This is a genomic window from Enterococcus sp. DIV0574, from assembly GCF_051711125.1.
Classification (GTDB): domain Bacteria; phylum Bacillota; class Bacilli; order Lactobacillales; family Enterococcaceae; genus Enterococcus_D; species Enterococcus_D gallinarum.
The window spans coordinates 3,400,777-3,423,472 of the sequence record NZ_JBIOMA010000001.1; the positions used below are offsets into that span (position 1 = coordinate 3,400,777).

At 41.3% G+C, this 22,696-nt stretch carries 23 protein-coding genes and 1 riboswitch; of the genes, 2 read left to right on the top strand and 21 right to left on the bottom strand.

Features of this window, described 5'->3' with window-relative positions; all coding sequences use genetic code 11:
* Nucleotides 1-95: 95 nt before the first annotated feature.
* The 13 genes from pknB to IGJ45_RS16325 all read right to left on the bottom strand — a co-directional run bounded on the left by pknB (nucleotide 96) and on the right by IGJ45_RS16325 (nucleotide 13,063).
* The gene (gene pknB, locus IGJ45_RS16265; protein ID WP_409531055.1) at nucleotides 96-2,087 is read right to left on the bottom strand and encodes a Stk1 family PASTA domain-containing Ser/Thr kinase; all 1,992 of its coding nucleotides are present in this window, start codon (nucleotides 2,085-2,087) and stop codon (nucleotides 96-98) included.
* Nucleotides 2,080-2,823, bottom strand: a complete 744-nt coding sequence (locus tag IGJ45_RS16270; RefSeq protein WP_103300522.1) for a Stp1/IreP family PP2C-type Ser/Thr phosphatase — start codon at nucleotides 2,821-2,823, stop codon at nucleotides 2,080-2,082. The genes pknB and IGJ45_RS16270 overlap by 8 nt, the downstream gene beginning before the upstream one ends.
* Before the next feature lie 15 nt (nucleotides 2,824-2,838).
* A complete protein-coding gene (rsmB, locus tag IGJ45_RS16275) occupies nucleotides 2,839-4,197 on the bottom strand; it encodes a 16S rRNA (cytosine(967)-C(5))-methyltransferase RsmB (RefSeq protein ID WP_005469754.1) in 1,359 nt (452 codons plus the stop codon).
* Nucleotides 4,187-5,140 carry a methionyl-tRNA formyltransferase gene (gene fmt / locus IGJ45_RS16280; RefSeq protein WP_003128847.1) on the bottom strand — a complete coding sequence of 318 codons (954 nt, stop codon included), beginning with the start codon at nucleotides 5,138-5,140 and terminating at the stop codon, nucleotides 4,187-4,189. The genes rsmB and fmt overlap by 11 nt, the downstream gene beginning before the upstream one ends.
* Nucleotides 5,133-5,624 (bottom strand): peptide deformylase, encoded by a 492-nt coding sequence (gene def / locus IGJ45_RS16285; RefSeq protein ID WP_003128845.1) that lies wholly within the window; start codon nucleotides 5,622-5,624, stop codon nucleotides 5,133-5,135. Before def ends, fmt begins: the two co-directional genes overlap by 8 nt.
* 10 nt (nucleotides 5,625-5,634) lie before the next feature.
* Nucleotides 5,635-8,034 (bottom strand): primosomal protein N', encoded by a 2,400-nt coding sequence (gene priA / locus IGJ45_RS16290; protein WP_003128844.1) that lies wholly within the window; start codon nucleotides 8,032-8,034, stop codon nucleotides 5,635-5,637.
* 131 nt (nucleotides 8,035-8,165) lie between these two features.
* On the bottom strand, nucleotides 8,166-8,471 hold the full coding sequence (gene rpoZ / locus IGJ45_RS16295; RefSeq protein ID WP_005469752.1) for a DNA-directed RNA polymerase subunit omega: 306 nt from the start codon (nucleotides 8,469-8,471) through the stop codon (nucleotides 8,166-8,168).
* A gap of 5 nt (nucleotides 8,472-8,476) precedes the next feature.
* Complete coding sequence (gene gmk / locus IGJ45_RS16300) at nucleotides 8,477-9,091, bottom strand: guanylate kinase (RefSeq protein WP_003128842.1); 615 nt, start codon at nucleotides 9,089-9,091, stop codon at nucleotides 8,477-8,479.
* Nucleotides 9,092-9,210: 119 nt separating this feature from the next.
* Complete coding sequence (locus IGJ45_RS16305; RefSeq protein WP_003128841.1) at nucleotides 9,211-9,492, bottom strand: hypothetical protein; 282 nt, start codon at nucleotides 9,490-9,492, stop codon at nucleotides 9,211-9,213.
* Nucleotides 9,493-9,504: 12 nt separating this feature from the next.
* A complete protein-coding gene (locus IGJ45_RS16310) occupies nucleotides 9,505-10,389 on the bottom strand; it encodes a YicC/YloC family endoribonuclease (RefSeq protein ID WP_409531054.1) in 885 nt (294 codons plus the stop codon).
* 13 nt (nucleotides 10,390-10,402) lie between these two features.
* A complete protein-coding gene (locus IGJ45_RS16315) occupies nucleotides 10,403-10,618 on the bottom strand; it encodes a YdbC family protein (RefSeq protein WP_003128839.1) in 216 nt (71 codons plus the stop codon).
* The gene (locus tag IGJ45_RS16320) at nucleotides 10,611-12,269 is read right to left on the bottom strand and encodes a patatin-like phospholipase family protein (protein ID WP_081131178.1); all 1,659 of its coding nucleotides are present in this window, start codon (nucleotides 12,267-12,269) and stop codon (nucleotides 10,611-10,613) included. Before IGJ45_RS16320 ends, IGJ45_RS16315 begins: the two co-directional genes overlap by 8 nt.
* A gap of 80 nt (nucleotides 12,270-12,349) precedes the next feature.
* A complete protein-coding gene (locus IGJ45_RS16325; RefSeq protein ID WP_409531053.1) occupies nucleotides 12,350-13,063 on the bottom strand; it encodes a class A sortase in 714 nt (237 codons plus the stop codon).
* A 229-nt stretch (nucleotides 13,064-13,292) separates the two neighbouring features.
* Here IGJ45_RS16325 and IGJ45_RS16330 point away from each other — a divergent pair, with 229 nt between their 5' ends.
* Nucleotides 13,293-14,075, top strand: a complete 783-nt coding sequence (locus IGJ45_RS16330; RefSeq protein ID WP_003128835.1) for a hypothetical protein — start codon at nucleotides 13,293-13,295, stop codon at nucleotides 14,073-14,075.
* A gap of 39 nt (nucleotides 14,076-14,114) precedes the next feature.
* Here the strand turns inward: IGJ45_RS16330 and thiT are convergent, their stop codons facing one another.
* From thiT to ispE, 8 genes are all read right to left on the bottom strand, one after another.
* The gene (gene thiT / locus IGJ45_RS16335; protein ID WP_042620412.1) at nucleotides 14,115-14,657 is read right to left on the bottom strand and encodes an energy-coupled thiamine transporter ThiT; all 543 of its coding nucleotides are present in this window, start codon (nucleotides 14,655-14,657) and stop codon (nucleotides 14,115-14,117) included.
* A gap of 92 nt (nucleotides 14,658-14,749) precedes the next feature.
* A riboswitch (TPP riboswitch) is annotated at nucleotides 14,750-14,851 on the bottom strand.
* Nucleotides 14,852-14,993: 142 nt separating this feature from the next.
* Complete coding sequence (locus IGJ45_RS16340) at nucleotides 14,994-15,968, bottom strand: ribose-phosphate diphosphokinase (protein ID WP_003128833.1); 975 nt, start codon at nucleotides 15,966-15,968, stop codon at nucleotides 14,994-14,996.
* A 101-nt stretch (nucleotides 15,969-16,069) separates the two neighbouring features.
* Nucleotides 16,070-17,458, bottom strand: coding sequence for a bifunctional UDP-N-acetylglucosamine diphosphorylase/glucosamine-1-phosphate N-acetyltransferase GlmU (gene glmU, locus IGJ45_RS16345; protein WP_003128832.1), 1,389 nt, complete (start codon nucleotides 17,456-17,458; stop codon nucleotides 16,070-16,072).
* Between the two features lie 125 nt (nucleotides 17,459-17,583).
* Nucleotides 17,584-18,408 (bottom strand): pur operon repressor, encoded by an 825-nt coding sequence (purR, locus tag IGJ45_RS16350; RefSeq protein ID WP_003128831.1) that lies wholly within the window; start codon nucleotides 18,406-18,408, stop codon nucleotides 17,584-17,586.
* Between the two features lie 136 nt (nucleotides 18,409-18,544).
* Complete coding sequence (locus IGJ45_RS16355) at nucleotides 18,545-19,378, bottom strand: metal ABC transporter permease (protein WP_003128830.1); 834 nt, start codon at nucleotides 19,376-19,378, stop codon at nucleotides 18,545-18,547.
* Nucleotides 19,351-20,031: a metal ABC transporter ATP-binding protein gene (locus IGJ45_RS16360; RefSeq protein ID WP_003128829.1), complete on the bottom strand. Its 681-nt coding sequence runs from the start codon at nucleotides 20,029-20,031 to the stop codon at nucleotides 19,351-19,353. Before IGJ45_RS16360 ends, IGJ45_RS16355 begins: the two co-directional genes overlap by 28 nt.
* 12 nt (nucleotides 20,032-20,043) lie before the next feature.
* Entirely contained in the window at nucleotides 20,044-20,988 is a 945-nt protein-coding gene (locus tag IGJ45_RS16365) for a metal ABC transporter substrate-binding protein (RefSeq protein WP_409531052.1), read from the bottom strand.
* A gap of 235 nt (nucleotides 20,989-21,223) precedes the next feature.
* Nucleotides 21,224-22,075, bottom strand: coding sequence for a 4-(cytidine 5'-diphospho)-2-C-methyl-D-erythritol kinase (ispE, locus tag IGJ45_RS16370; RefSeq protein WP_003128827.1), 852 nt, complete (start codon nucleotides 22,073-22,075; stop codon nucleotides 21,224-21,226).
* 169 nt (nucleotides 22,076-22,244) lie between these two features.
* Here ispE and IGJ45_RS16375 point away from each other — a divergent pair, with 169 nt between their 5' ends.
* Nucleotides 22,245-22,652: an Hsp20/alpha crystallin family protein gene (locus tag IGJ45_RS16375; RefSeq protein WP_005469744.1), complete on the top strand. Its 408-nt coding sequence runs from the start codon at nucleotides 22,245-22,247 to the stop codon at nucleotides 22,650-22,652.
* Nucleotides 22,653-22,696: the final 44 nt, after the last annotated feature.

The window sequence follows — 22,696 nt, forward strand, 5'->3', positions numbered from 1 at the left end:
CTTCAAGTGGTTACTTCTACAGTCTTTGGTTGCCATCTCACTGCGACCTATAGAGCAAACTTAAAAATCATTCGGATAGTTTTTTCAGCTATTGATTAATCTTCAGAGCTCGTTGAACTCGTACTTGTTGATTCACTGCTAGCGGAGGATTCACTCGTAGAGGACTCTGGTTTTGGTCCTTTAGAAATAGTAACATTTACTGAAGAACCAACAGCCACCGAAGTCCCTTCACCTGGCGAAACATCTGTGACTTCTCCAGCCGGAACAGAATCATTGTAGCCCGATTCTTCTTTGATCGAATATTTTAACCCAGCCTCATTTAGTGCTGCTACAGCATCATTTCGACTCTGTCCAATGATTCGTGGCACATTGACCATCTCTTGACCGCTGCTGACTGTCAGCGTGATAACAGTTTGAGAGGTAATGACTGATTCTCCTGCTCCTGGCGCTTGATTAATGACAGTCCCCACTGGTTCATCGCTTGGCGCTGATTGTTCATAAATATTTTCGGTTGGAACTCCTTTTGAGGTCAATGCCGCCCGTACATCTTCGATTCGCTGACCATAATAGTCTTCCATTGCAAACGATTCAGGTCCCGTGCTGACTACAAAAGTAATGTCATCCTCTTTCGGAGAAACTTTCTCGCCGACATCTGGTGATTGGCTAATGATCAGACCTTCTCCGATAGCATCACTGGATTTGGTCTCTTCTTTGATTTGGTCTTCTGAAAAACCTAACTTGATCAACTCGGCTTTTACATCTTCAAAATTTTTCTCTTCATAGTTTTTTAAGGTGATTTTTTCAGTCCCTGAGCTGATATACAAAGTGATCTCGCTATTTTTTTTGACTTCGGTTCCTTCTTGTGGATCCGTTTTAACGACATTGCCTTCTTCAATCTCATCGTCAGCAATTTCTTCGGTTTCATCAGCAACTTTTAATCCTGCTGCTTCCAGCTTTTCTCGAGCAACGGTCTCTGTGTCTCCGCTGACTTTAGGGATCTCAACATCGCCGCGCCCTCCGCCAAAAACAAAATAGCCGCCAATGACCAGCAGCGCTGCAATAACTAGTATTGGCAGGATCAGCCACCATTTCTTCCGCTTCTTCTTTGGTTTTTCTTGTTTCTGGTCTGCGGTCTCTTCTACTTCTGGCTCCGTCACTGCCAGTTCTGCAGGCTGTTCAGCTATCATTTCATCGGTAATAGGGGTCAGCGCTCGAGTTTCATCGTTTAGCGCATGTGGCTCCCACCTTGGTTCATTCAAGCGCTCAGGTGACAGCGCTGTTGAAAGATCTTCTCGCATTTCATCAGCTGTCTTATAACGATCGGCTTGCTCTTTCGCTGTTGCCTTTAATACGACATTCTCTAATGATTGAGGAACATTTTTATCATAGATACGAATAGAAGGGATCTCATCTTGAAAATGTTTTAAGGCAATTGTGACAGCGGACTCACCATCAAAAGGAACTTTCCCCGTCAGCATTTCATATAGGATGATTCCAATCGCATAGATATCAGATTGGTTAGTAGCCATACTTCCCCGTGCTTGCTCTGGCGATAAGTAGTGCACAGAGCCTAACATCGAGTTGGTTTGGGTGATCGATGTTTCCGATAAAGCAATCGCGATCCCGAAATCCGTGATCTTAACGACGCCTTCTTCATTGATCAGAATGTTTTGTGGTTTCAAGTCCCGATGAATGATTCGATGTTGGTGAGCCAATGCCACTGCTGACAAAATTTGTTGCACGATATCGACAATCTGTAGATAAGGAACTGGGTAATGGGTTTGAATATATCGCTTCAAGTCCATGCCTTTGACATATTCCATCACCAAAAACTGCATCCCATCTTCTTCGCCTACATCATACACTGTTACGATATTGGGATGAACCAACTCTGTGGCAGCCAATGCTTCCCGCTGAAAGCGGCGAATCGCATTTTTATCATTTTGGAAGTCAAATCGCAATACTTTGACGGCAACTTCTCGATCAAGAATCAAATCATGAGCCAGAAATACATTTGCCATGCCGCCACTGCCGATATTGCCAATGATTTTATAGCGGCCATTTAACTTTTTCCCTATTTCAATCATGGGCAGTTCCTCCAACTTTGATCAGTAACACTGTGATATTATCGACTCCGCCTTGTTGATTGGCTGCATCGATCAACTGCTGAACCGCTTCTTTAAGGGACGACGCGCCTTCAATGATGGCTGCGATCTTTTCATCTGCCAACATGTTTGTCAGTCCGTCTGAGCAAAGAAGCAAGTAATCACTTTCAGCAAAATAATGAATCGCTACATCTACTTCTACTGTATTAGGCATTCCAACAGAACGAGTCAAAACATTTTTGCGTGGATGGTTCAGTGCCATTTCAGCAGTAATTTGGCCAGATTTCACCAATTCATTGACAAGAGAATGGTCTTCAGTAATTTGTATCAACTCATGATCCCGCAAAATATAGGCGCGGCTGTCGCCAACATTCGCAATCGTAAATTGATCCTCAAAGAGTGCTACAGCAATGATCGTTGTTCCCATGCCATTCAGCGCCTCATCCTCGATGCCTTTTTCATAGATCGAGACACTTTCTGCCTGGATTTTTTGGATCAGCCATTGAGCAGCCTTTTCACTATCTGTCAATTCTGTTTTTTCCCAAGCGGTTCCCAAGCCACCCACAGCCTGACGACTCGCTACATCACCTGCCCGATGTCCTCCCATCCCATCAGCTAAGATCGCCAATGTGATACTTTTTTTGTTGACATACACAGCAGCAAAGTCTTGGTTCGTATTCCGACGTTTACCAACATCTGTTTGAAAATGGATTTCCAACTTCTTTTCACCTCATTACTTTTTGCGAAGGCAGCTTATGAAAAAGCCATCTGTCATAAAATCTTGCGGATAAATCGTTAGCATCTGATCATTGATATTCGCAGCAATATCAGCATTTACCGATACATCGATTCGTTCGAATTCTGGATGATCCGCTAAGAATGCCTCCACTACTGCCTGATTTTCTTCTAGCATTATAGTGCATGTACTGTAGATCATTATACCCGAATTTTTTAGCGTTGGGGCGGCACTTTCTAAAATCGCTAACTGAATTTCGGGTAAACGCTCTAGATCAGCTGCCTGCTTGTTGTATTTGATGTCTGGTTTACGACGCATCAATCCTAGACCGGAGCAAGGAGCATCCACTAAGATTCGATCAAACTGTTGTTCCTCAAAATGTTGAGCGACTTCCCTTGCATCCATCACTTCCGCTTGAACCACCTCTGAAACTGCAAGTCTTTCAGCATTTTCAGTGATCAATTTAACTTTATGAGGATGAATATCCAACGCAGTGACTTTCCCACCTGCTTCTGCAGATAGAAAGGACGCGATATGGGTTGTTTTACCTCCAGGCGCTGCACAAGCATCCAATACTTGGTGCTCTGGTGCAATGTGCAGTGCTGGTGCTACTAACATCGAACTTTCATCTTGTATTGTCAATAATCCGTCATGATATAAAGAAGAGCCGGCTAAAAATCCTTTATCAGCCACAATCCCATACGGAGATAGTTGGCTTTCTCGAGCTTCGATCCCTTCTTCCTGTAGTTGAAGGATGGCTTCGTTACGAGTAATTCTTTGTAGATCAAGGCGTCCACTAGCATGGCTAGGTACTAGTAAAGACAGCCCTAACTCCCGGGTTTTATCGCTGCCGATCTGCGCTACGAATCTTTCAGTTAGCCATAATGGCATACTGATTTCTATAGCTAACCGCTCCAAGGGATCTTTGATTTGATCAAGTGCCGGCACACCCTCTCTTTGAATCGTACGCAACACGCCGTTAACAAATTTTCCGATCCCTGGATTTCCTTTTGCTTTCGCGATTTCCACGGCCTCATTTAAAATAGCATGATTAGGTACTTTGTCCAAGTACAGCATTTGGTAAAGAGAAAGACGCAATAATGATCTGACCCATGGATCGACTTTTTTTGCATTCTTGATAAAGTTCGCTAAATAATAATCCAATAGCAGCTGCCGACTAATGGTTCCATAGACCATTTCTGTCAATAAACGTCCATCTTTATCATTTAAACGGCCTTGATTCATCAGTTCTCTCAATAATAAGTTCGAATAGGCACCGCCTCTTTCGATACGAACTAAGGCCTCTAATGCAACAAAGCGAACAGTATATTGGATTTTTCCTATTTTACGCTTCATGAGTACCAACCTTATCACCTAGTTGAATGTGTTGCCCAGTGCCATTTAGAAAAGCCGCAATGGATTGACGACCTTTTCCAGCTGGTTGTAGCTCTTCTAAAGCTAAAACTGTCTGTTGACCACAAGCGATCCATAGCGCCTTTTTCGTTCGTTGCATGATGGTTCCTGGCGCGGCATCTGTTGTTTCATCGACTACTGCTACTGACCAAATCTTCCAACGGCTCCCTTGGTAAGTCGTGAAAGCAATTGGCCACGGTCGCATCCCTCGGACCTGATTGTCGATCTCCTGTGCTGTCTTTGTCCAATCAATTGCTTCTTGTTCTTGCGTAATATTGGGGGAGAATGTTGCCTGCTCTTCTGCTTGAGGCATTGGTTTCAGTTCTCCTGATAGGATTTTAGGTAATGTTTTCAGCAGTAATTCTTTACCCAATAAACTTAATTTCTCAAACATAGTCCCCACATCGTCTTGATTAGTGATCGGCAGTTTAGCTTGAGAAAAAATACCCCCAGCATCCATTTTTTTAATCATTTCCATGATGGTGACACCTGTTTCCGGTTCGCCTTCCATGATGGCATAGTGCACTGGGGCACCACCCCGATACTTTGGTAATAAGGAGGCATGGACATTGATCGCTCCAAATTTTGGTACTTGCAACAGCTTTTCCGGTAAAAATTGGCCAAAGGCCGCAGTGACTAAAATGTCTGGTGCTAATTCTTTGATCATTTCCATTTCAGGTGAACCGCTGATTTTTTCTGGTTGCAAAACCAACAATTGGTGCTTCAATGCTGCTTCTTTGACAGGCGTTGGCGTGATTACTCGTTTTCGACCTACGGGCCGATCCGGTTGGGTCACTACCGCTGCAATTTCATAGCCTTCTGCCAGCAATCCTTCTAAGATTGGTACAGAAAACGCGGGGGTTCCCATAAAGACAACTTTAGTCATTTTCGTGTTCCTCCATATATTGTTCTAGTTCAGATTCTGGGATCTTATCAATCATTTTATCAATAAATAAGACACCATTCAGATGATCAATCTCATGCTGGATAGCCCGAGCCAAGTAGCCAAAAGCTTGAACCTCCATTTCTTCTCCTTCACGGTCAAAGTAGCGAACCGTAATCTCATCTGCTCGCTTGACCGTACCATAGGTATGAGGAATACTCAAGCACCCTTCTACATCAACAGATTCTCCTGATGACTCGATGATTTCTGGATTAATCAGTTCGAAACGATCCTCTTCATCTACTTCAACGATTGCCACTTGCAGGTTTTTACCAATCTGAGGGGCCGCAATACCTACGCCGTCATGCGCCACCATTGTTTCATACATGTCTTCTAGTAGTTGTACCAACTCATCTGTAATCATAGATACCGGTTTTGGTTTTCGACGAAGCTGATCGTCGGGATGAATAATAATCGGATAGCGCATAATATCTCCTTTAAATAAAATTCAACGGTTCTTGGTCAATGGAAACATAGAGTCCTTTTCGCTGATCGATCTGACTTTGTTCCAATAACCGGGTCAACAGTTCAGGCAAATGTGGTTCATTTTTGTATTTAATAATCAGTTGGTAGTAATAGCGATTTTTGACACGCATGATCGCGCTAGGTGCCGGTCCAAGCAAAATACTTTGACCCGATAATTCTTTTTGTACTTCTTGGTAAATGGCAAACATCTTTTGGGCAGCTGCCTGCTCTTCGAGATGACTGCAGGTAATTTTTACCGTGTAGTAATAAGGGGGATATCCGCTTTGATGCCGAACCCACATTTCTTGTTGGTAAAAAGCTTCATAGTTTTGGGTTTGTGCTAGCTGAATCGCATAGTGTTCCGGATTAAATGTCTGAATGATTACTTCGCCGGCTTTCTCCGCCCGGCCAGCTCGGCCGCTTACTTGCGTCAGCAATTGAAATGTTCGTTCACTAGAACGAAAATCTGGCAGATTCAATGCTGTGTCAGCATTTAAGACCCCTACCAATGTAATATCCGGAAAGTCTAACCCTTTGGCAATCATTTGTGTTCCTAGTAAAATGTCTGCTTTCTTTTCGCCAAATAAAGTAAGTATTTTTTCATGTGCTCCTTTTTTGCGGGTAGTATCCACATCCATCCGCAATACCCGTGCTTCTGGAAATCTAGCAATTAGTTCTTCTTCAACTTTCTGCGTACCTGTTCCATAGTAACGGATCTTATCTGCATGACAACTAGGACAGCGGTGAGGGATCTTTTCTTCATGCCCGCAATAATGACAGCGCATCGTCTTGGTATCCATATGAAGCGTCAAAGAAATATCACAGTTCGGACAAGGCAGAACATACCCGCAATCACGACACATAACAAAAGAAGAATACCCGCGTCTATTCAGCAGCAAAACGATTTGTTCTTGTTTATCTAAGCGATCTTGAATTTTTTCCTGTAATTGGCGAGAAAAGGTCTGGTAGTTTTTGTTGGCAAATTCTTCCCGCATATCTACTACATTGATCTGCGGCAAACGAGCACTGAGTTTTGCTCGTTGATTCAAACGCAACAATTGATAAACGCCTTTTTGCGCCCGAGCCCGTGACTCGAGAGAGGGAGTGGCACTCCCCAAAACAACAGGACAATGATGATATCCTCCGCGCCATATCGCTAAATCACGCGCATGATATCTTGGTGCCTCCTCCTGCTTATAGCTTGCTTCATGTTCCTCATCGACAATAATGACGCCAATGTTTTTTAAAGGAGCAAAAATAGCTGAACGTGCGCCGACTACTACTTGGGCTTCTCCCCGTTCAATTTTTCGCCATTCATCATATTTTTCCCCTTGTGACAGTCCACTGTGAAGCACAGCCACAGCGTTACCTAAGCGGCTCTTGAATCGTTCCACCATTTGTGGGGTTAAAGCAATCTCTGGCACCAGCATAATGGCAGTCTTTTTTTGTTCCAACAGCTCAGCGATCGTTTGAAGATAGACTTCTGTCTTCCCACTGCCAGTGATGCCTTCTAAAAGAAAGGTTTGTGCCTCTTGTCTTTTTGCTGCTGACAGAATTTTTGAAACCGCATCGGTTTGTTCTTCGTTCAATGCTAATGCTGCAGTTTGGGGAAATGATCGATCTTTGAAGGGGTCCCGATATGTCTCAACCTCATGAAATTCAAGCCAGCCTAATGCTTGCCCTTGATTCAAGACAGCTGTCGAAATGCCTGCTTCTGCAAAAAATGAAACAGGAAGCTGATCAGATTCTTGTAAGACTGTCAATAGTTGTTGTTGCCGTTTAGCCCCTTTCCTGATTTGCTTCATTGCCTCTGGAATTGCTTCTGGAGAGATCAGGCGTTTCACCATACGGATTTTCTTGGCTTTATTTTTATTTTTTACCACATATTGCAATTCAACGACTGCTTCTTCACGCAATACTTTCAATTGCGACAATAATCCCGCTTCCTCAGCAGCTTGCCAGCTCAGGCTATTCGTCTCAGGAAAATGCGCTTTTATTGGGTGCGTATCATCCAATAAAAGAATATTCTTCTGGTATTCTGCTTTCATCACACTAGGCAACATGGTCTGCAAGCAGGTAATCTTAAAAGCAAATGTCGTTTTTTTCATGTAATCAGCTAACTGTAATAATTCTTCATTCACCACAGGAGAAAGATCCAGCAAGCGAAGAATAGGTTTCAATGGTTGACCTGGCGGTGTATCCGTCAATCCTACGATAAAGCCTTGGATATGCCGATCCCCATTACCAAATGGCACTTCGACTCGCATGCCAGTCTCTGCTACAGCGCGCAAATATTCAGGTATTTCATATGTAAAAGGTTGATCTGTCTGCATCGTTGGTACATCCACGATCACTTCTGCTGCATAGGTCATCTTCTCTCCTCCTCCAGGCTTTATTTTACTAAAATGACAGACATTTGTCTGTAAACCTTACGAAAATTTAACGGCTATCGACTCAAAAGAAAAAGCCAGAACACGCATTGTGCTCTAGCTTTTTTAATTGTCTACAGATTCTGTTCGTCACGAATCCGGGCTTCCAGTTCTTTTTGCTCTTGGTCTTTTTGCGCTTTGCGCTCTTCTTGTTCCATTTTCAAGCGAGCACGTTTGATTTCTGGATGCGGATCATTAACAACAAGCTCTGCTTCGATTTCTTCCAATGCTTGTCCTACGCTTTTCACCGAATCAAATTGTTCCAATGTTGCTTGGGCGCCTGCATCTAGTTCATGCGCGCGTTTGCTGGCTAAAATCACAAGGGAATACTTTGAGTTCACACGATCCAATAATGAATCGATTGAAGGTTTTAACATCATTCGTTTTACAGCTCCTCTAACATTTTGATATACTTGCCGATTACTCGATCAACGCGAAAATGTTCACTTGATATAATTTCTCGAATCCGTTGTACTGCTTTAGATACTTCATCATTTACGACTGCGTAGTCATATAAAGCCATCATTTCGATTTCTTCTCTGGCAACACGCATTCGTTCATCGATCACTTCAGCAGAATCTGTCCCCCTGCCAGTGATACGTGAGCGTAGCTCTGCTAAATCAGGTGGGGTAAGAAAAATAAAGACCCCATCAGGCACTTTTTCTTTGACTTGTTTAGCTCCTTGAACTTCGATTTCCAAGAAAACATCTTTCCCTTGGTCCAATGTTTTTTGAACATAAGACAACGGGGTGCCGTAGTAATTGCCAACGTATTCTGCATATTCCAACATTTCGCCTGCTTCGATCAAGGCTTCAAATTCCTCACGGGTGCGGAAATAATAATCAACGCCTTCGATCTCACCTTCACGCTTGTTGCGTGTTGTCATCGAAACAGAATATTGAAAATCGTTGTCATCACTTTCAAAAATTGCTTTTCGCACAGTGCCCTTGCCTACACCGGAAGGTCCTGATAAAACTATTAGTAATCCTCGCTCTGACATAATGACGTCCTTTCACTGACTTTTGCTTAACGTCTATTTTGCACTTTTTTTCAGCAACTTTCAAGAACTACTTTATTATAATGGGAAATTCATGAAATTACTACTCATCTCTCCTACTTTTAGAACCCCATGTTGCTTAGCGTATTGATCACACCTGCCAACTCATCTTTTGTCGTGATAGCTTTCTCCGTAGGATCTTCTACTTCCTGGCAATCAATCCGAACGATATACCGACGATTCAACGATACCGCATTTCCATTGACCAAAATTTGCAAGAACTCTTGATCAATCGCGACACAAGCATCTTGCCAAGCATCAAAGTTTGCTTTATCTGATGGGACGCTCCGCTTGATGACGTTTTTTCCGCTTAATTCATGAAAAGTAATATCATAGTATTTCATTGTTGATCACTCCTATTCGATATTTTGGACTTGTTCTCTTATTTTTTCAATAATCGTCTTCATCTGTACTACACTATTCTTGATTTCAATTGGGCTTGACTTGGAACCTATGGTATTTACTTCTCGGTTCATTTCTTGAATCAAAAAATCCAGCTCCCGGCCGATCGGCGATTTTGCCTCTAACAAAGTAGTCATAGAATCTAAATGAATCATCATTCGATCCAACTCTTCATGAATATCTCCCCGCTCCAACAGGATGGCCATCTCGGTCAACAAACGTTCTTGATCTACTTGCTCGCCTAAATATTCCGTCAGCTTTTTCTCAAAACGTTGGCGATGATCGGCTTCATAAACGGCAATAAACGTCTGTAATTCCATGATTTTACCAAGTAATTGCTGCTGATTTTCTTTTAACACTTGATAAATCCCTTGTCCTTCAATTTCACGGCTTTGATCGATAGCTGTTAGAGCCTGAGACAAAGCATCTAACACACCTTGCTCTAACTGGGTATCTTCTTGTTGTTTTTCTCGGATATCAAGAAATGCTTCATGGACGATTAATTTTTCCAAAAGATTTTTTTTCGACAGCTCTTTTATATCCAACCTTTGAGCAGCTTCTTCTTCGACCTGCTTCAAAAAAAGCACCAATAAATCCCATTGGACTATAACTTCTTTATGAGCCGCATTCTTTTCGTTCAATGTCAGATAAAGCTCCACCCGACCACGCTGTAATACTTTTTTGACTTCTTGTCGAATTAGTGCTTCCAAATCATTCAATTGTTTGGGCATGCGCAACTGCAAATCCATAAATCGCTGATTGACACTTTTAATCTCAATCTCTATTTGATAATCAGCTGTTTCTCCATTCCCTTTTCCAAAACCTGTCATGCTTTTCATTCATTTCTTCCTTTCACATAGAAAGCAGTGCTTTTTTTAATTCGGTGAATTCTTCATTTGATAACGTTAAGCCTTTACCCATTTTTTCATGTCCTGGACTCCAGTCACGCAAGTCAAACTTAGGCGGGCGACCATTCCAGCTGACTAAATTAAGCTCTTTACGCCACCCTTTAGGATTTTCCGAAAGAACGGCGATCTCCTCTACGATCTCATAAGAAAAATTATCCATTGTGTTCCTCTCCTTTTAAAAAATAAGCCAGATAGGCTGACAGCACAGCCAATTCTGGATACCGCGCACGAATCTGCTGAAATGCCGGTGTTTCAATTTGTTGGGTTCGATAGAAAAACAAGAACCGTTTTTGTTCAGATAACAAAAAGAACTGTTCGCGATAGTAATACAACCATTCTGACACTGACCATACTTCTGTTTCTTTCGTTGGTTCTGTCATGATTTTCTCACGTATCGCTTGCAGGAAAGATTCCTTTGTATAAATGACGGTCGGTGTAAGATGTAGTAATCTGCCTATGCATTCAAAAAAGACGCGCCCACAAATTTCCAAGGGGACCTCTTGCTGATATAACTTACGCACTTTCTTCCAAAATTCCTTTTTTTTCATAAATGCGTACAATCGCGGTGCATCTTGTCGAAGCAAATGAACGAATGGCTTCCACGAATCGTTGAAGACCTCTTCATCAAAAGTATACCAATAGCCACTGAACTTGCCAAAGTATTTCATCGTTTCTAAATACCCAAGAGTCATGTTTTCTAGAGAACGTTTGGCATCAAAAATCAAAAAACTACCTAGAGTCCAAGGTGAAGCAATTTGAATCTGCGCAATTGATTCTGAGACCTGAACCTTCTTATTGATTCCAGGCCCTTGGACATCGACGGCAATGACTTCTGTAGCGCCTCGCTCAATGGCTACATCAATTGGCAGATTGTTGCGGTACCCTCCATCAATATAATAGATCCCATCAATCAATTGTGCCTGCATTGCTGGATAAAAAGACGCTGATGCTAGCAACCATTGCAAACTATAATCAATTTTGCTGGAATCAAACTGATAAACAACCTCTTTGAAATCCGGCAGACGAGTCGTACAAAGTAAGAGCTGGCTTTTGCTGGCATTAAATTTTTCTGCATCAAAAGTCGCTGCTAACAGCTGTGCTAATGGTTTTGTACTCGCACCATTGTCTTTAAGTGCTGTCTTTACGAGTGAGCGTAATTGCTCCATCATATCTAATAAGGTTTCTTTTTTAGCAGCAGCTTTTGGGTATTGGAGGACCTGTTCACTAGAAATATTCGTCCATAATTGCTCAGCAGCTTCAATATCGTCCATTAAAACCAATGCACCATTCAATGCACCAACTGACGTCCCCGCTACCCACTCAAATATGATTCCATGTTTTTTCAGCGCTTGCCATACGCCAATTTGATAGGCGCCATGGGCGCCTCCTCCACCTAGGACGAAAGCTGTATGGTAGTCCAGTTGCTTGTGGTACCCCTGTGTCACCCTACCATATCCACGTCCCACAAACCACTGATCCATGATGGGGTTTCTTGTCATTTCCCAAAGTATCTGGTCTACGAAACGGCTTCTAGCAAAACTCTCAGTCATCGAAACAAGTGTCTCCCAAGTAAATGCATCACTTGGCACCTGCAACAAATTCTGAATGGTCAGAAGCGGCCCTTCATGGACACAAGACAGATAGACTGTGCCGTGTTGATTCGTCAATCGCCACCCCTGTTCGTTGACCACTGATTGAAAAGCGGCTCGCGCCTCCGAATGACTAGAAAAAAAAGGGAAAACTAGTCGGCTTTGTTGAAACACATCTTGGGATACATATAAATCAGAAAAATAAATTTTTGTTGTCTTCATCCGACTCCTCCTCAAATGCAAAAAAGAAACCACGGATGATCAATGAAAATTTCTGACATCATTCGTGGTATTCTTATCATTTAAAAAGTCCGCTGTTCCATATTGAATGCGGCCCGCATCTCGTCTGTCGCATCAGCAACTGGTGTAACCGATTCAAGATCACCCTGAACCACACGTCTGGTTACTCCACCCATTTCACCACATGTAATTAATGTGATCATTTTTCTCCCTGCTACTTCATCCAATAAATAAACATCTGTTGGTTGAACCCGCACGGTTGAAGTTGCTGTATATGTATAAATATTTTCTAAATCCGTAATATAAATTGTTGCGCCAATAGCCACATCATCTAAAGGTGTGAACAAAAGGTCTGGCGACTGCGCACGATGGCTAGCTAGTGCATAATTTCCTTCGCCCATTTTTTGTGTTGGGCTAAGAGTTCCTGCTCCATATAGCAAAACTTCATTCGATAACCCCTTAAAAATCGGCAAATTAATCGCTACGCTAGGTATCGCAACACCACCGATCACTGGTAATGTGCTGTTACTTAGTTGAGCTTTAAGAACTGCTTCTGAGCTGGCCGGTTCAACGGCATCAAAATCAAAAGTAGTGTCTGCCTCCATATTCTTTTTGACATCGGCTCTAGAGATCTCGGAAACTGCGTAAGCATCTCCGTTGTGTTTGATCAGAAAATTTTTGATTTGATTATTAAAAATCAAAGCAAGACCAATCAATAACAAAAGGACCAAAAATAGATTCGAGAGCCAATGGAACAAAGTTCGTTTCTTTTTCATCGTTTTTCGTCTCCAATTTTTATTACTCCTATCATAACAAAATCATTGCAGAAGCGCCAATTTTGGATTTTTTTTAATAAAAAAGCAAAGTTTTTTGCTTCATAAAAAAACGTAATCTTAAAAATTGTTTTTTCCGTTATTTTGTAATATAACTTTAAACGAAAAGATACAAGCAATTTGATACACTTTATTGTAGAATGAACTTATTATCAGGGAGGGATTAATTGGCATGTCGAACACGATTTATGTACATATTGATACAACCAGCAATGCCGTTTCGACTCGCGGAGTGGATGCTCAAGATTTCAACAAGAGCATCGTTCACCAGCCAAAAAATCTGTTGTTGCTTGATCCCTCTAGTGAATTTGGTGAATTTGAGTCGCATACAGGGCTAAAGATTATCCGAGGCATTGAAGATGTCCACCTTTTCTTTCAACAACTCAACCGCGGACGGATCACAGAAGAAATCAAATGGATCGACTTTAATGATTTAGAAATGGTAAAGGAGCTAACACCGCTAGAAATTTCAGAATTGTTATATTTTGGGCATATGAAAACGCATCTTCATTCTCCGTTTTTCTACAAACTGCAAAACAACTTTGTTTATTTCGACCTCAAAGATCAGCGTTCCCGTGTTTACTACCGCTACCTGGAAGAATATTACCGAATTTTGGCTGACAAAATCACGCACATCGTTCTAGAAAAAATAAATGATCGACTTTCTTTCTTCAAAAAGCCTACTCCGGTCTCTAAACTTGATTTAAATCTTCTCAAAGACTTGCGGGGGGTCATGCAGGAAGGAATCATCTTATGTTTCCATCAAGAACAATTGGTCGATAAAACCTACACAATCCCGATTTACTTAGTCGAGGAATCTGGGCTCAAAAATAGCCACCTCTCTCTGAAAGAAGACTATCAAGTGGCAACGCTTCGCTACTTTGCAAATAAAAAAGAATGGCAGTTGGAATTGGATCAAGATGATCTAGCTTTTGGTTTTATCGATAAAAAATGACTTGCTCTCCTATTTTGATTTTGGAGAACAAGTCTTTTTTTACGCAGTCCGATTTAAATAATCGTCCTTAGGTACAAATACCTCTGGGGACGTTCGATAAGCAATTAGTAAGATAATTGCCGTGACGATTGCCGTAGCAAGTCCGCTGGCGGTATTCATTACCAGAGAGAAAAGCCAAGGTTTCATCCCCCAGAGAGCATATGCGCCCCAGTAAACCCAACCGGCAAGGAAATGCCAAAAATAACGAGCAAATGCGCCTGTGAATGTTGCTTGTACAAGTAGTCGTTGCACGCTACCCTTCGAACCATTTCTAATCGCCAAATGAATTTTATTTGCATAAAGTCCGGCAAAACCCACAAATGTAAAAGCAAATGGGTACTCAATCAATACTTGAAGAACACTCAAAAACCAGACTTTACCTAATGGGAAATGCAGCAATCCCCAAACCAATCCGGCCATTAATCCTGGCTTCCAGCCTCTACGGATAGCAAATATTGTTAATGGAATCTGTCCTAAAGAAATTGAAAAACTACTTCCAAAGTCTAAAGGAATCAGCGATAGTACCATCGCCAGTGCCGCCATAATCGTTCCCTCTATCCAAATTTTTGTACCATTTCCCACAAAAAAACTCCTCCTTTAGAATCATCACAATTCACAAAGGAGAAGTGTTAGACACTTCAACTCGTCACAATTCCTACGTTCGCATGATCGAAACAGGTACGAAGGGTTTAGAGTACTCTCATTCTCAGCCTTTTCAGACTCCCCTTTGTGATTAGATTCTATTTTATTTTGCTTGCACTGCTGCAAGTCATCTTCAAGAATACCACAAAATAAAAAAAAGAAAAGAAAACTCGCTCTGATAAAAAAAGAAACATCTCAACCGCGTCTAGACGAGATGCTTCTTTTGGGTTATCATTTTTAAATCGATAATTTTGATTCAAACAGTGGACTAACAGGTTTATTCTCATGGATTCGTTTGATTGCTTCTCCCATCAATGCACTAACACTGATTTCGTCAATTTTTTCAGATTTACGATCTTCTGGCAAGAAAATTGAATCAGTAACTACTAAGTGCTCGATAGCTGAATCTTCGATCCGTTGCAAAGCAGGTCCTGATAAAACAGGATGAGTACATGAAGCATAAACACTTTTTGCACCAGCTTGTTTTAATGCGTTCGCTGCTAGAGTAATTGTTCCGGCCGTATCGATCATGTCGTCGATCAAGACACACGTTTTGCCTTCTACGTGACCAATGATATTCATTACTTCAGCAACATTTGCTTTTGGACGTCGTTTATCAATGATCGCAATTGGTGATTTCAAGAATTCTGCTAATTTACGCGCACGAGTCACTCCGCCGTGGTCTGGTGAAACGACTACAACGTCATCTCCTTGAATATCTCTTTCCAAGAAATAATTAGCAATCAATGGTGCACCCATCAAGTGATCTACAGGAATATCAAAAAAGCCTTGGATTTGTGAAGCATGTAGATCTAAGGTAACCATACGATTTGCGCCAGCTTTTTCGATCATGTTCGCCACCAATTTAGCAGTGATTGGTTCGCGGGAACGAGCTTTACGGTCTTGTCTCGCATAACCATAGTAAGGCATCACTACATTGATTGTTTTCGCACTTGCACGTTTCAAGGCATCAATCATGATCAGTAGCTCCATTAGGTTATCGTTTACTGGACTGCTTGTGGATTGAATAACATAGACATGTGAACCACGGATACTTTCTTCAATGTTAACTTGAATCTCGCCATCGCTAAATTGGTTCACTGAACACTTACCTAATTCCACACCTACTGCAGCTGCGATTTTTTCAGCTAACGGACGATTAGAATTCAGCGAAAAAATCTTCAATCTTGGATCAAAATAATGATTTGACATGAGAACCTCCACTTTCTTTGCGTTCATCTGGCAAAAAGACTACTAGTTCACCAGAATCTTCTTCCTAGTAAATAGTAGTCATTTTTGCTAAATAAATCAAGTCATTTCGCAGTTTCTTCATTCAAATAAGGCAATTTTTTTGCATAGCCTTCTTTGTTTTCCTGCCTTGCTCGGGCAATCGCCATGCTATGTTTAGGAATATCTTTTGTGATTGTAGAGCCAGCAGCGATCATGGTTTCTTCCTCAATCTGCAATGGCGCCACTAAATTCGAACCAGAGCCGATAAAACAATTGTCTCCGACAACTGTCTTGAATTTATTTTTGCCATCATAATTTACAAAGACGACGCCGCAACCAACATTGATATTTTTCCCTAGCGTTGCATCTCCGACATAAGAGAGATGCCCTACTTTTGTTCCCTCACCGATCGTTGCATTTTTTATTTCTACGAAATTACCAATATGGGCTCTTTCTTTAATGTCTGCTTTTGGACGCAGATGTGCATTTGGTCCGACATCTGCCCCGTTGTAGATTCGACTTTCTTCCACCACAGATGCCTTGATCGTTACATCATCACCGATTTGACTGTCTATGATTTGAGAAGATGCAGTGATGACACAGTCTTCACCAATTTTCGTTGCACCTTTGATGACGACACCAGCTTCAATCAGTGTGTCTGCTCCAATTTCCACGCCATCATCAATATAAGTAGTATCAGGGTCAATCAATGTCACACCATTGCGCATATGCTGCTGATTGATACGCTTGCGCATCAAACGATTCGCTTCTGCCAGCGCTAATCGATCATTGACTCCTAACGACTCATTGAAATCATCCGTTTGATAAGCAGCTACAATCTTCCCTTCTGCTTTCAAGATCTCAATAATATCTGTTAGATAATATTCCCCTTGTGCATTATCGGTATCTAATTTTGCCAATGCATCAAATAATAATTCATTGTCAAAACAATACGTTCCCGTATTGATTTCTTGGATCATCGCCTCTTCCACAGAGGCATCTTTTTGTTCCACGATTTTTTCTACGACACCCATTTGATTGCGTACAATCCGACCATATCCGGTCGGATCTTCAGCTTGCGCAGTTAAAATCGTTGCTGAGGCTTTTTGTTCCTGATGGAACTCAAAAAGATTATTCAATGTCTCAGTCGTTAACAAAGGGGTGTCTCCACTGATTACTAACGTTGTTCCCCGTTTTTCTCTTAAGAAAGGCTCTGCTTGAACAACTGCATGGCCAGTTCCTAACTGTTCTGCTTGTAAAGCATACTCACTGCGGTCCCCTAATTGTTGCTTGACCATTTCTGCTCCATGTCCGACGATTGTTACGATTGCATCAGGTTCTGTCTCCACTACGCGATTCATGATATGTTCTACCATAGGTTTTCCGCAAACGGGATGCAAAACCTTGTATAACTTGGATTTCATTCTAGTACCTTTGCCTGCGGCAAGTATAATTGCAAAACGTGATTCCACGTGTTCCACTCCTATCGATTCCGACTGATTGATTTCTGTATATGTCCAGTTTAGCCCAACTAAGGATGGTTTTCAATATATAAGGAAAAACACAACTAGACCAATTAAAAAAGACTGATTCAAAATCAGTCTTTTGTTTCAAAATAATTCCCCGGCACGACCGAGATCGTTTTCGTCTGAGTATCAACGTCTTCAACAAACAGCAGCGAACTATAATCAGAAATAGCACGTTTTCCTTTAAATTTAGCTTCCGCAAAAACCGTTATGCCAACAAGTTCAGCTTCAAATTCTTCGATCAAGCTCTTCATACCGTTCACAGTGCCGCCGCCTTTCATAAAGTCATCTACGACTAAGACTTTGGAACCGCGTTTTAAGCTACGCTTTGATAATTCCATTTTCTCGATTCGTTCAGATGACCCAGAAACATAATTCACGCTGACTGTTGACCCTTCCGTAATTTTAGAATCTCGCCGAACGATCACAAAGGGAACATTTAAATAATAAGATACCGCTTGTGCGATTGGCACTCCTTTAGTAGCAACAGTCATGACTGCATCAATTTGTTTATCCAGATACTTCGAAGCAATGATACGGCCTACTTGCCGCAGTAGCTCAGGTTCTCCAAGCAAATCCGAGAGATAAACGTAACCACCAGGCAGCAGTCGATCTTGCTCAGAAAGGCGTTCCGCTAACCCTTCAACATAGGCATAGGCTTCTTCTTTTGAAATCTCAGGCACAAAAAAAACACCGCCAGCTGCACCTGGAATTGTATCGAGAGTTCCCGTACCACGTTCTTTGAAGGTCTTTTTGATAATCGCTAGATCTTCACTGATCGATGATTTAGCAGAAGCATAGCGTTTTGAAAAAAATGACAATGAAATCAATTCATGCGGATGATTCAATAAATAATGTGTCATATCTATCAATCGTTCACTTCGACGAATTTTCACACATGCCCACTCCTTTAATTTATTCGTCTTATTATAAGGCTTTTTGCGTATAAATGCGAGCATTATCTTGAAAATCTAAAGAATTGTTCGCTTTTCATTCAATCAAAGAAAAAAAGAAACGAAAAATTTTCGTTTCTTATCGTTTTAACCGTTGTTTTCGTTGGAAAAGAATGACAATACGCTTGACCACATTGATGACTAAAAACAAACCGATAAATACTAATGTGATCGTAGCGCCTGGAGGTGTATCGAGATAAAAAGAGCTAGTCAATCCCGACAGCATACCGAATAGACCAATCAAGACACTGATCAAAATCACCGCATTAAAACTCTTGCCTAAACGCATACTGATTGCAGCTGGCAATACCATAATCGCAGAAATCAGTAACGCACCAGCGATGGGAATCATCATAGCGATAGCAATCCCTGTCAAAACATTAAAAAGCATCGACATTATCCGCACTGGCAAACGGTCTACATGAGCCGTATCCTCGTCAAAAGTCAGGACATACATCGGACGTTTGAATAGAAAGAAGAGAACGAATACAGCTAAAAATAAAAAGCCTAGAAACCAAACTTGATCCTGAGTAATTGTCACGATGGAACCAAAGAGATAGGATTGGATACTGGTCGCTGAGTTTCCTCCACTCAGATTCATAAGGACCAATGCTAATGCCAAACCGCCTGACATCAAAATCGCAATTGAGATCTCTGAATAACTCCGATAAAGTGTTCGTAAATATTCCAAAATGACCGCGGCGATGATTACGATTAATAAGGTCGTGAGATCTGGATTCAAATTAAGAAAAAAGCCTAATGCTACACCAGCTAATGAAACATGTGAGAGTGTATCGGCCATCAAAGACTGTCTTCGGATCACAAGAAACACACCTAGCATCGGTGCGATTCCGGCAATAAAAATTGCAGCCAAAAAAGCACGCCTCATGAATTCATATGAAAGCAACGCCATGGTGAATCCTCCTTTCGAACCAACCGAATTTGTCGATCCGCATACTCCTTAATATCTTCGTGATCGTGGGTGATCATCAAAATCGATTTCCCATGATCGTGTGCATTGTGACGCAGTAATTCATAAAATAAATTTCGTGATTGCTCATCCATCCCTGTCGTTGGTTCATCCAAAATAAATAAATCTGGATCAGTCGCAAAGATACGTGCTAAACTGATTCGCTGTTTTTGCCCTCCGGACAGTTCGCCAATCCGTTTTTTGCGCATTTCCCACATACCTACTGCATCCAATGCTCGCCGAACATGTTCATGATCCCGCTTTGTCAGCTTCTTAAACCATCGGTCTTTCGGATAACGGCCAGATTGGACCAATTCTAAGACTGTACTTGGAAAGCCTACATTGAACGAGGCAATCTGTTGTGGAATATAGCCTACACTTAGCTTTTGTCCTTCTCTGTTTTTGGTAGCCAGTATTACTTCTCCTTTTGATGGTTTCAACAACCCTAATGTTGCTTTAATCAAGGTAGATTTTGCAGCCCCATTTTCTCCTGTTAGAATGACGAATTCCCCATCTTCAACAAAATAAGAGATATCCTCTAATACAGGCTCATCATCATAATAAAACGTTAGTCCTTTTACATCGATATAACGCACAGATGTGCCTCCTTACTTGATACTTTTTTGTAAAGCTTGCAGATTTTCCTTCATTACTGTGAGATATGTTTCTCCATCACTAATCTGTTTTTCCGTCAAACTTTCTAACGGATTCAATACAGCCAATTCAACCCCAGTCTCATTCGCTAAAGTTTCCGCTACTTTAGAAGAAGCATTTTCTTCAAAATAGATAACTTTGACTTGATGATCCTCAACATATTCTTTTAGCTCTGCTAACCGACTAGGAGTTGGTTCTTGATCTGGAGATAATCCAGCAATCGATTCTTGGACTAGATCATATTGTTTTGCCAAATATCCAAAAGCGGCATGTTGTGTGACAAATGTTCGATTGACCGCATCTTTCAAAGCAGCAGTATACTCTTGATCCAATGCGTTCAATTGCTCAATATAAGCAGCGGCATTCTTTTTAAATGTAGCTGCTTTCGTTGGAAATTTCTCGCTTAACTGATCTCGAATCGTTTCAACTTCTTTGATTGCCATTACTGGATCTGTCCACACATGCGGATCTAATTCATGGGTATGGGCGTCTGTCCCATGTTCTGCTTCTGCTTCCGTTTCTCCATGGTCTTCATTTTCAGCTAAATCAATCTCTTTGGCCGCTTCGATAACAACTGTTTTGTCAGTATCGATCGAATCTGTCATTGTTGGCACCCATGTTTCCAATTCCAGACTATTGTACACAAAAACATCTGCATCCATAATTTTTGCCATATCTTTCGCACTAGGTTCATAATCATGGGGTTCTGTGCCCGCCGGTATAAGCAAAGATACTTTACCTGTATCTCCAACAACCTCTTTGGTAAACTCATACATTGGATAAAAAGTCGTAATAACCTGCAAATCCTGACTTTCTTCTGCGACTTGTTCTGATCCTTTTCCGCAAGCCCCTAATAAAACAGTACTGGTAAGCAAAAATAGAGCTAGTAATTTTTTCATGATGATTCCTCTTTTCTTATTAAAACGGAACTAATCCGATTTATCAGCAAAAATTACTCTACCAAAGGAAACCTCATTCGTCAAGACAAATCGTATGTTTTCCGATTTAGAGCGTTCCTCTGCCAGTAAATCGGAAAACATGGGAAAATTGATTCATATATCCGCTAAGCAAAAAACAGATGTCACATTTTTTGAATGTGTGCATCTGCTTTTTAATTTGTCCTTTTGTTTCCTACTATTTTAATGTGCGAACTAGATAAACCTCTTCACAAAAACCTTTTAAAGCATTATACACTCGCTGAGCCCGTGAGTATTTCTGGCACAAGGCAAAAACAGTCGGTCCACTTCCAGTCATCAGTGCCACATCCGCACCATATTTCATCATTCGTTCCTTGATTTGTTGTACGACTGGATGCTTAGGAATCGTGATCGATTCCAAACTATTTCCCATTGCAGCAATCATTCGTTGATAATCTTCAGCAAGAATTGCATCAGAAAGTTCTTGAATATCTGGATGATGCAACTGATCTAGATCAACTTCTTGAAAAATTTTACCTGTTGAAACACTTAGTCGGGGCTTGACTAAGACCACCCAGCACTGCGGCATCGGGCGCAACGGCGTGACTTTCTCTCCTTTACCAGAGATGAACGCAGTCGTTCCATAAATGCAATAAGGGACATCAGTACCTACTTCCATTCCTATATCGATCAATTCCGGCATCGTCAGACCTAATTGCCATAAGCGGTCCATCCCCCTTAGCGCTGCTGCACAATCTGTACTGCCACCGCCAAGGCCTGCTGCTACAGGGATATTTTTCGTGATCCGAATCAAGATACCTTTATTGATACCATAGCGTTTTTTGACAATACTGGCTGCTTGATATACATTATTGCGTTTATCGATCGGCAAGAAGGCCTTATTGGTTTCGATAATGATTTTATCTTCTTCTAGCTCTTCCATTATCAGACGGTCGGCTAGATCAACACTGGACATCACCATTTCCAATTCATGGTAACCGTCTGCTCGCTTACCCAAAACATCAAGTCCTAGATTTATCTTAGCAGGCGCTTTTTCAATAATTTCCATCTTATTCACCCAATCATCTGATAGTTAACTAGTTCTATCATAGCAGATTCTTTAGAGATAGTTGAGATATTTCTCCTGTTTTTGATCTTTATCAGCTTTTGGGTTGCTCTTTGAAATCGTTCCTCGTAAAATAAGAGTAACAAATTTGATCAAGAAGGCAGGGGAAATTATGGCAAATCTAATTCCTAGAGATCTACCTGGTGGAGAAGAACTATTAGGCAAATTGATGAACAGTTTCTGGCAAGAACGACAAATGAATACAGATATTAAAGAATATGAAGATCATTATGTAGTCAAAGCTGATCTTCCTGGTATAAAAAAAGAAAATATCCGTGTTAGTTTCGTGAATGATACTCTAACAATTTCTGCTTCCCAAATTGAAGAAAGCGAAGAGAAAGATGATCTTGGTCACTACTTGCGTAAAGAACGATCTAGCAGTGCTTATCAACGTGCATTCACTATACCTGACATTGATGAAGAAGCGATCAAAGCACGGTTCGAAGATGGTGTCCTTTCCTTGAATTTACCAAAGGCAAGTTACAAAGACGCGCCAGGTAAGCATATTCCAATCGAATAATTGAATTATCGCAAAAAGTAAAAAAGACTTCAGAAATATCAGTT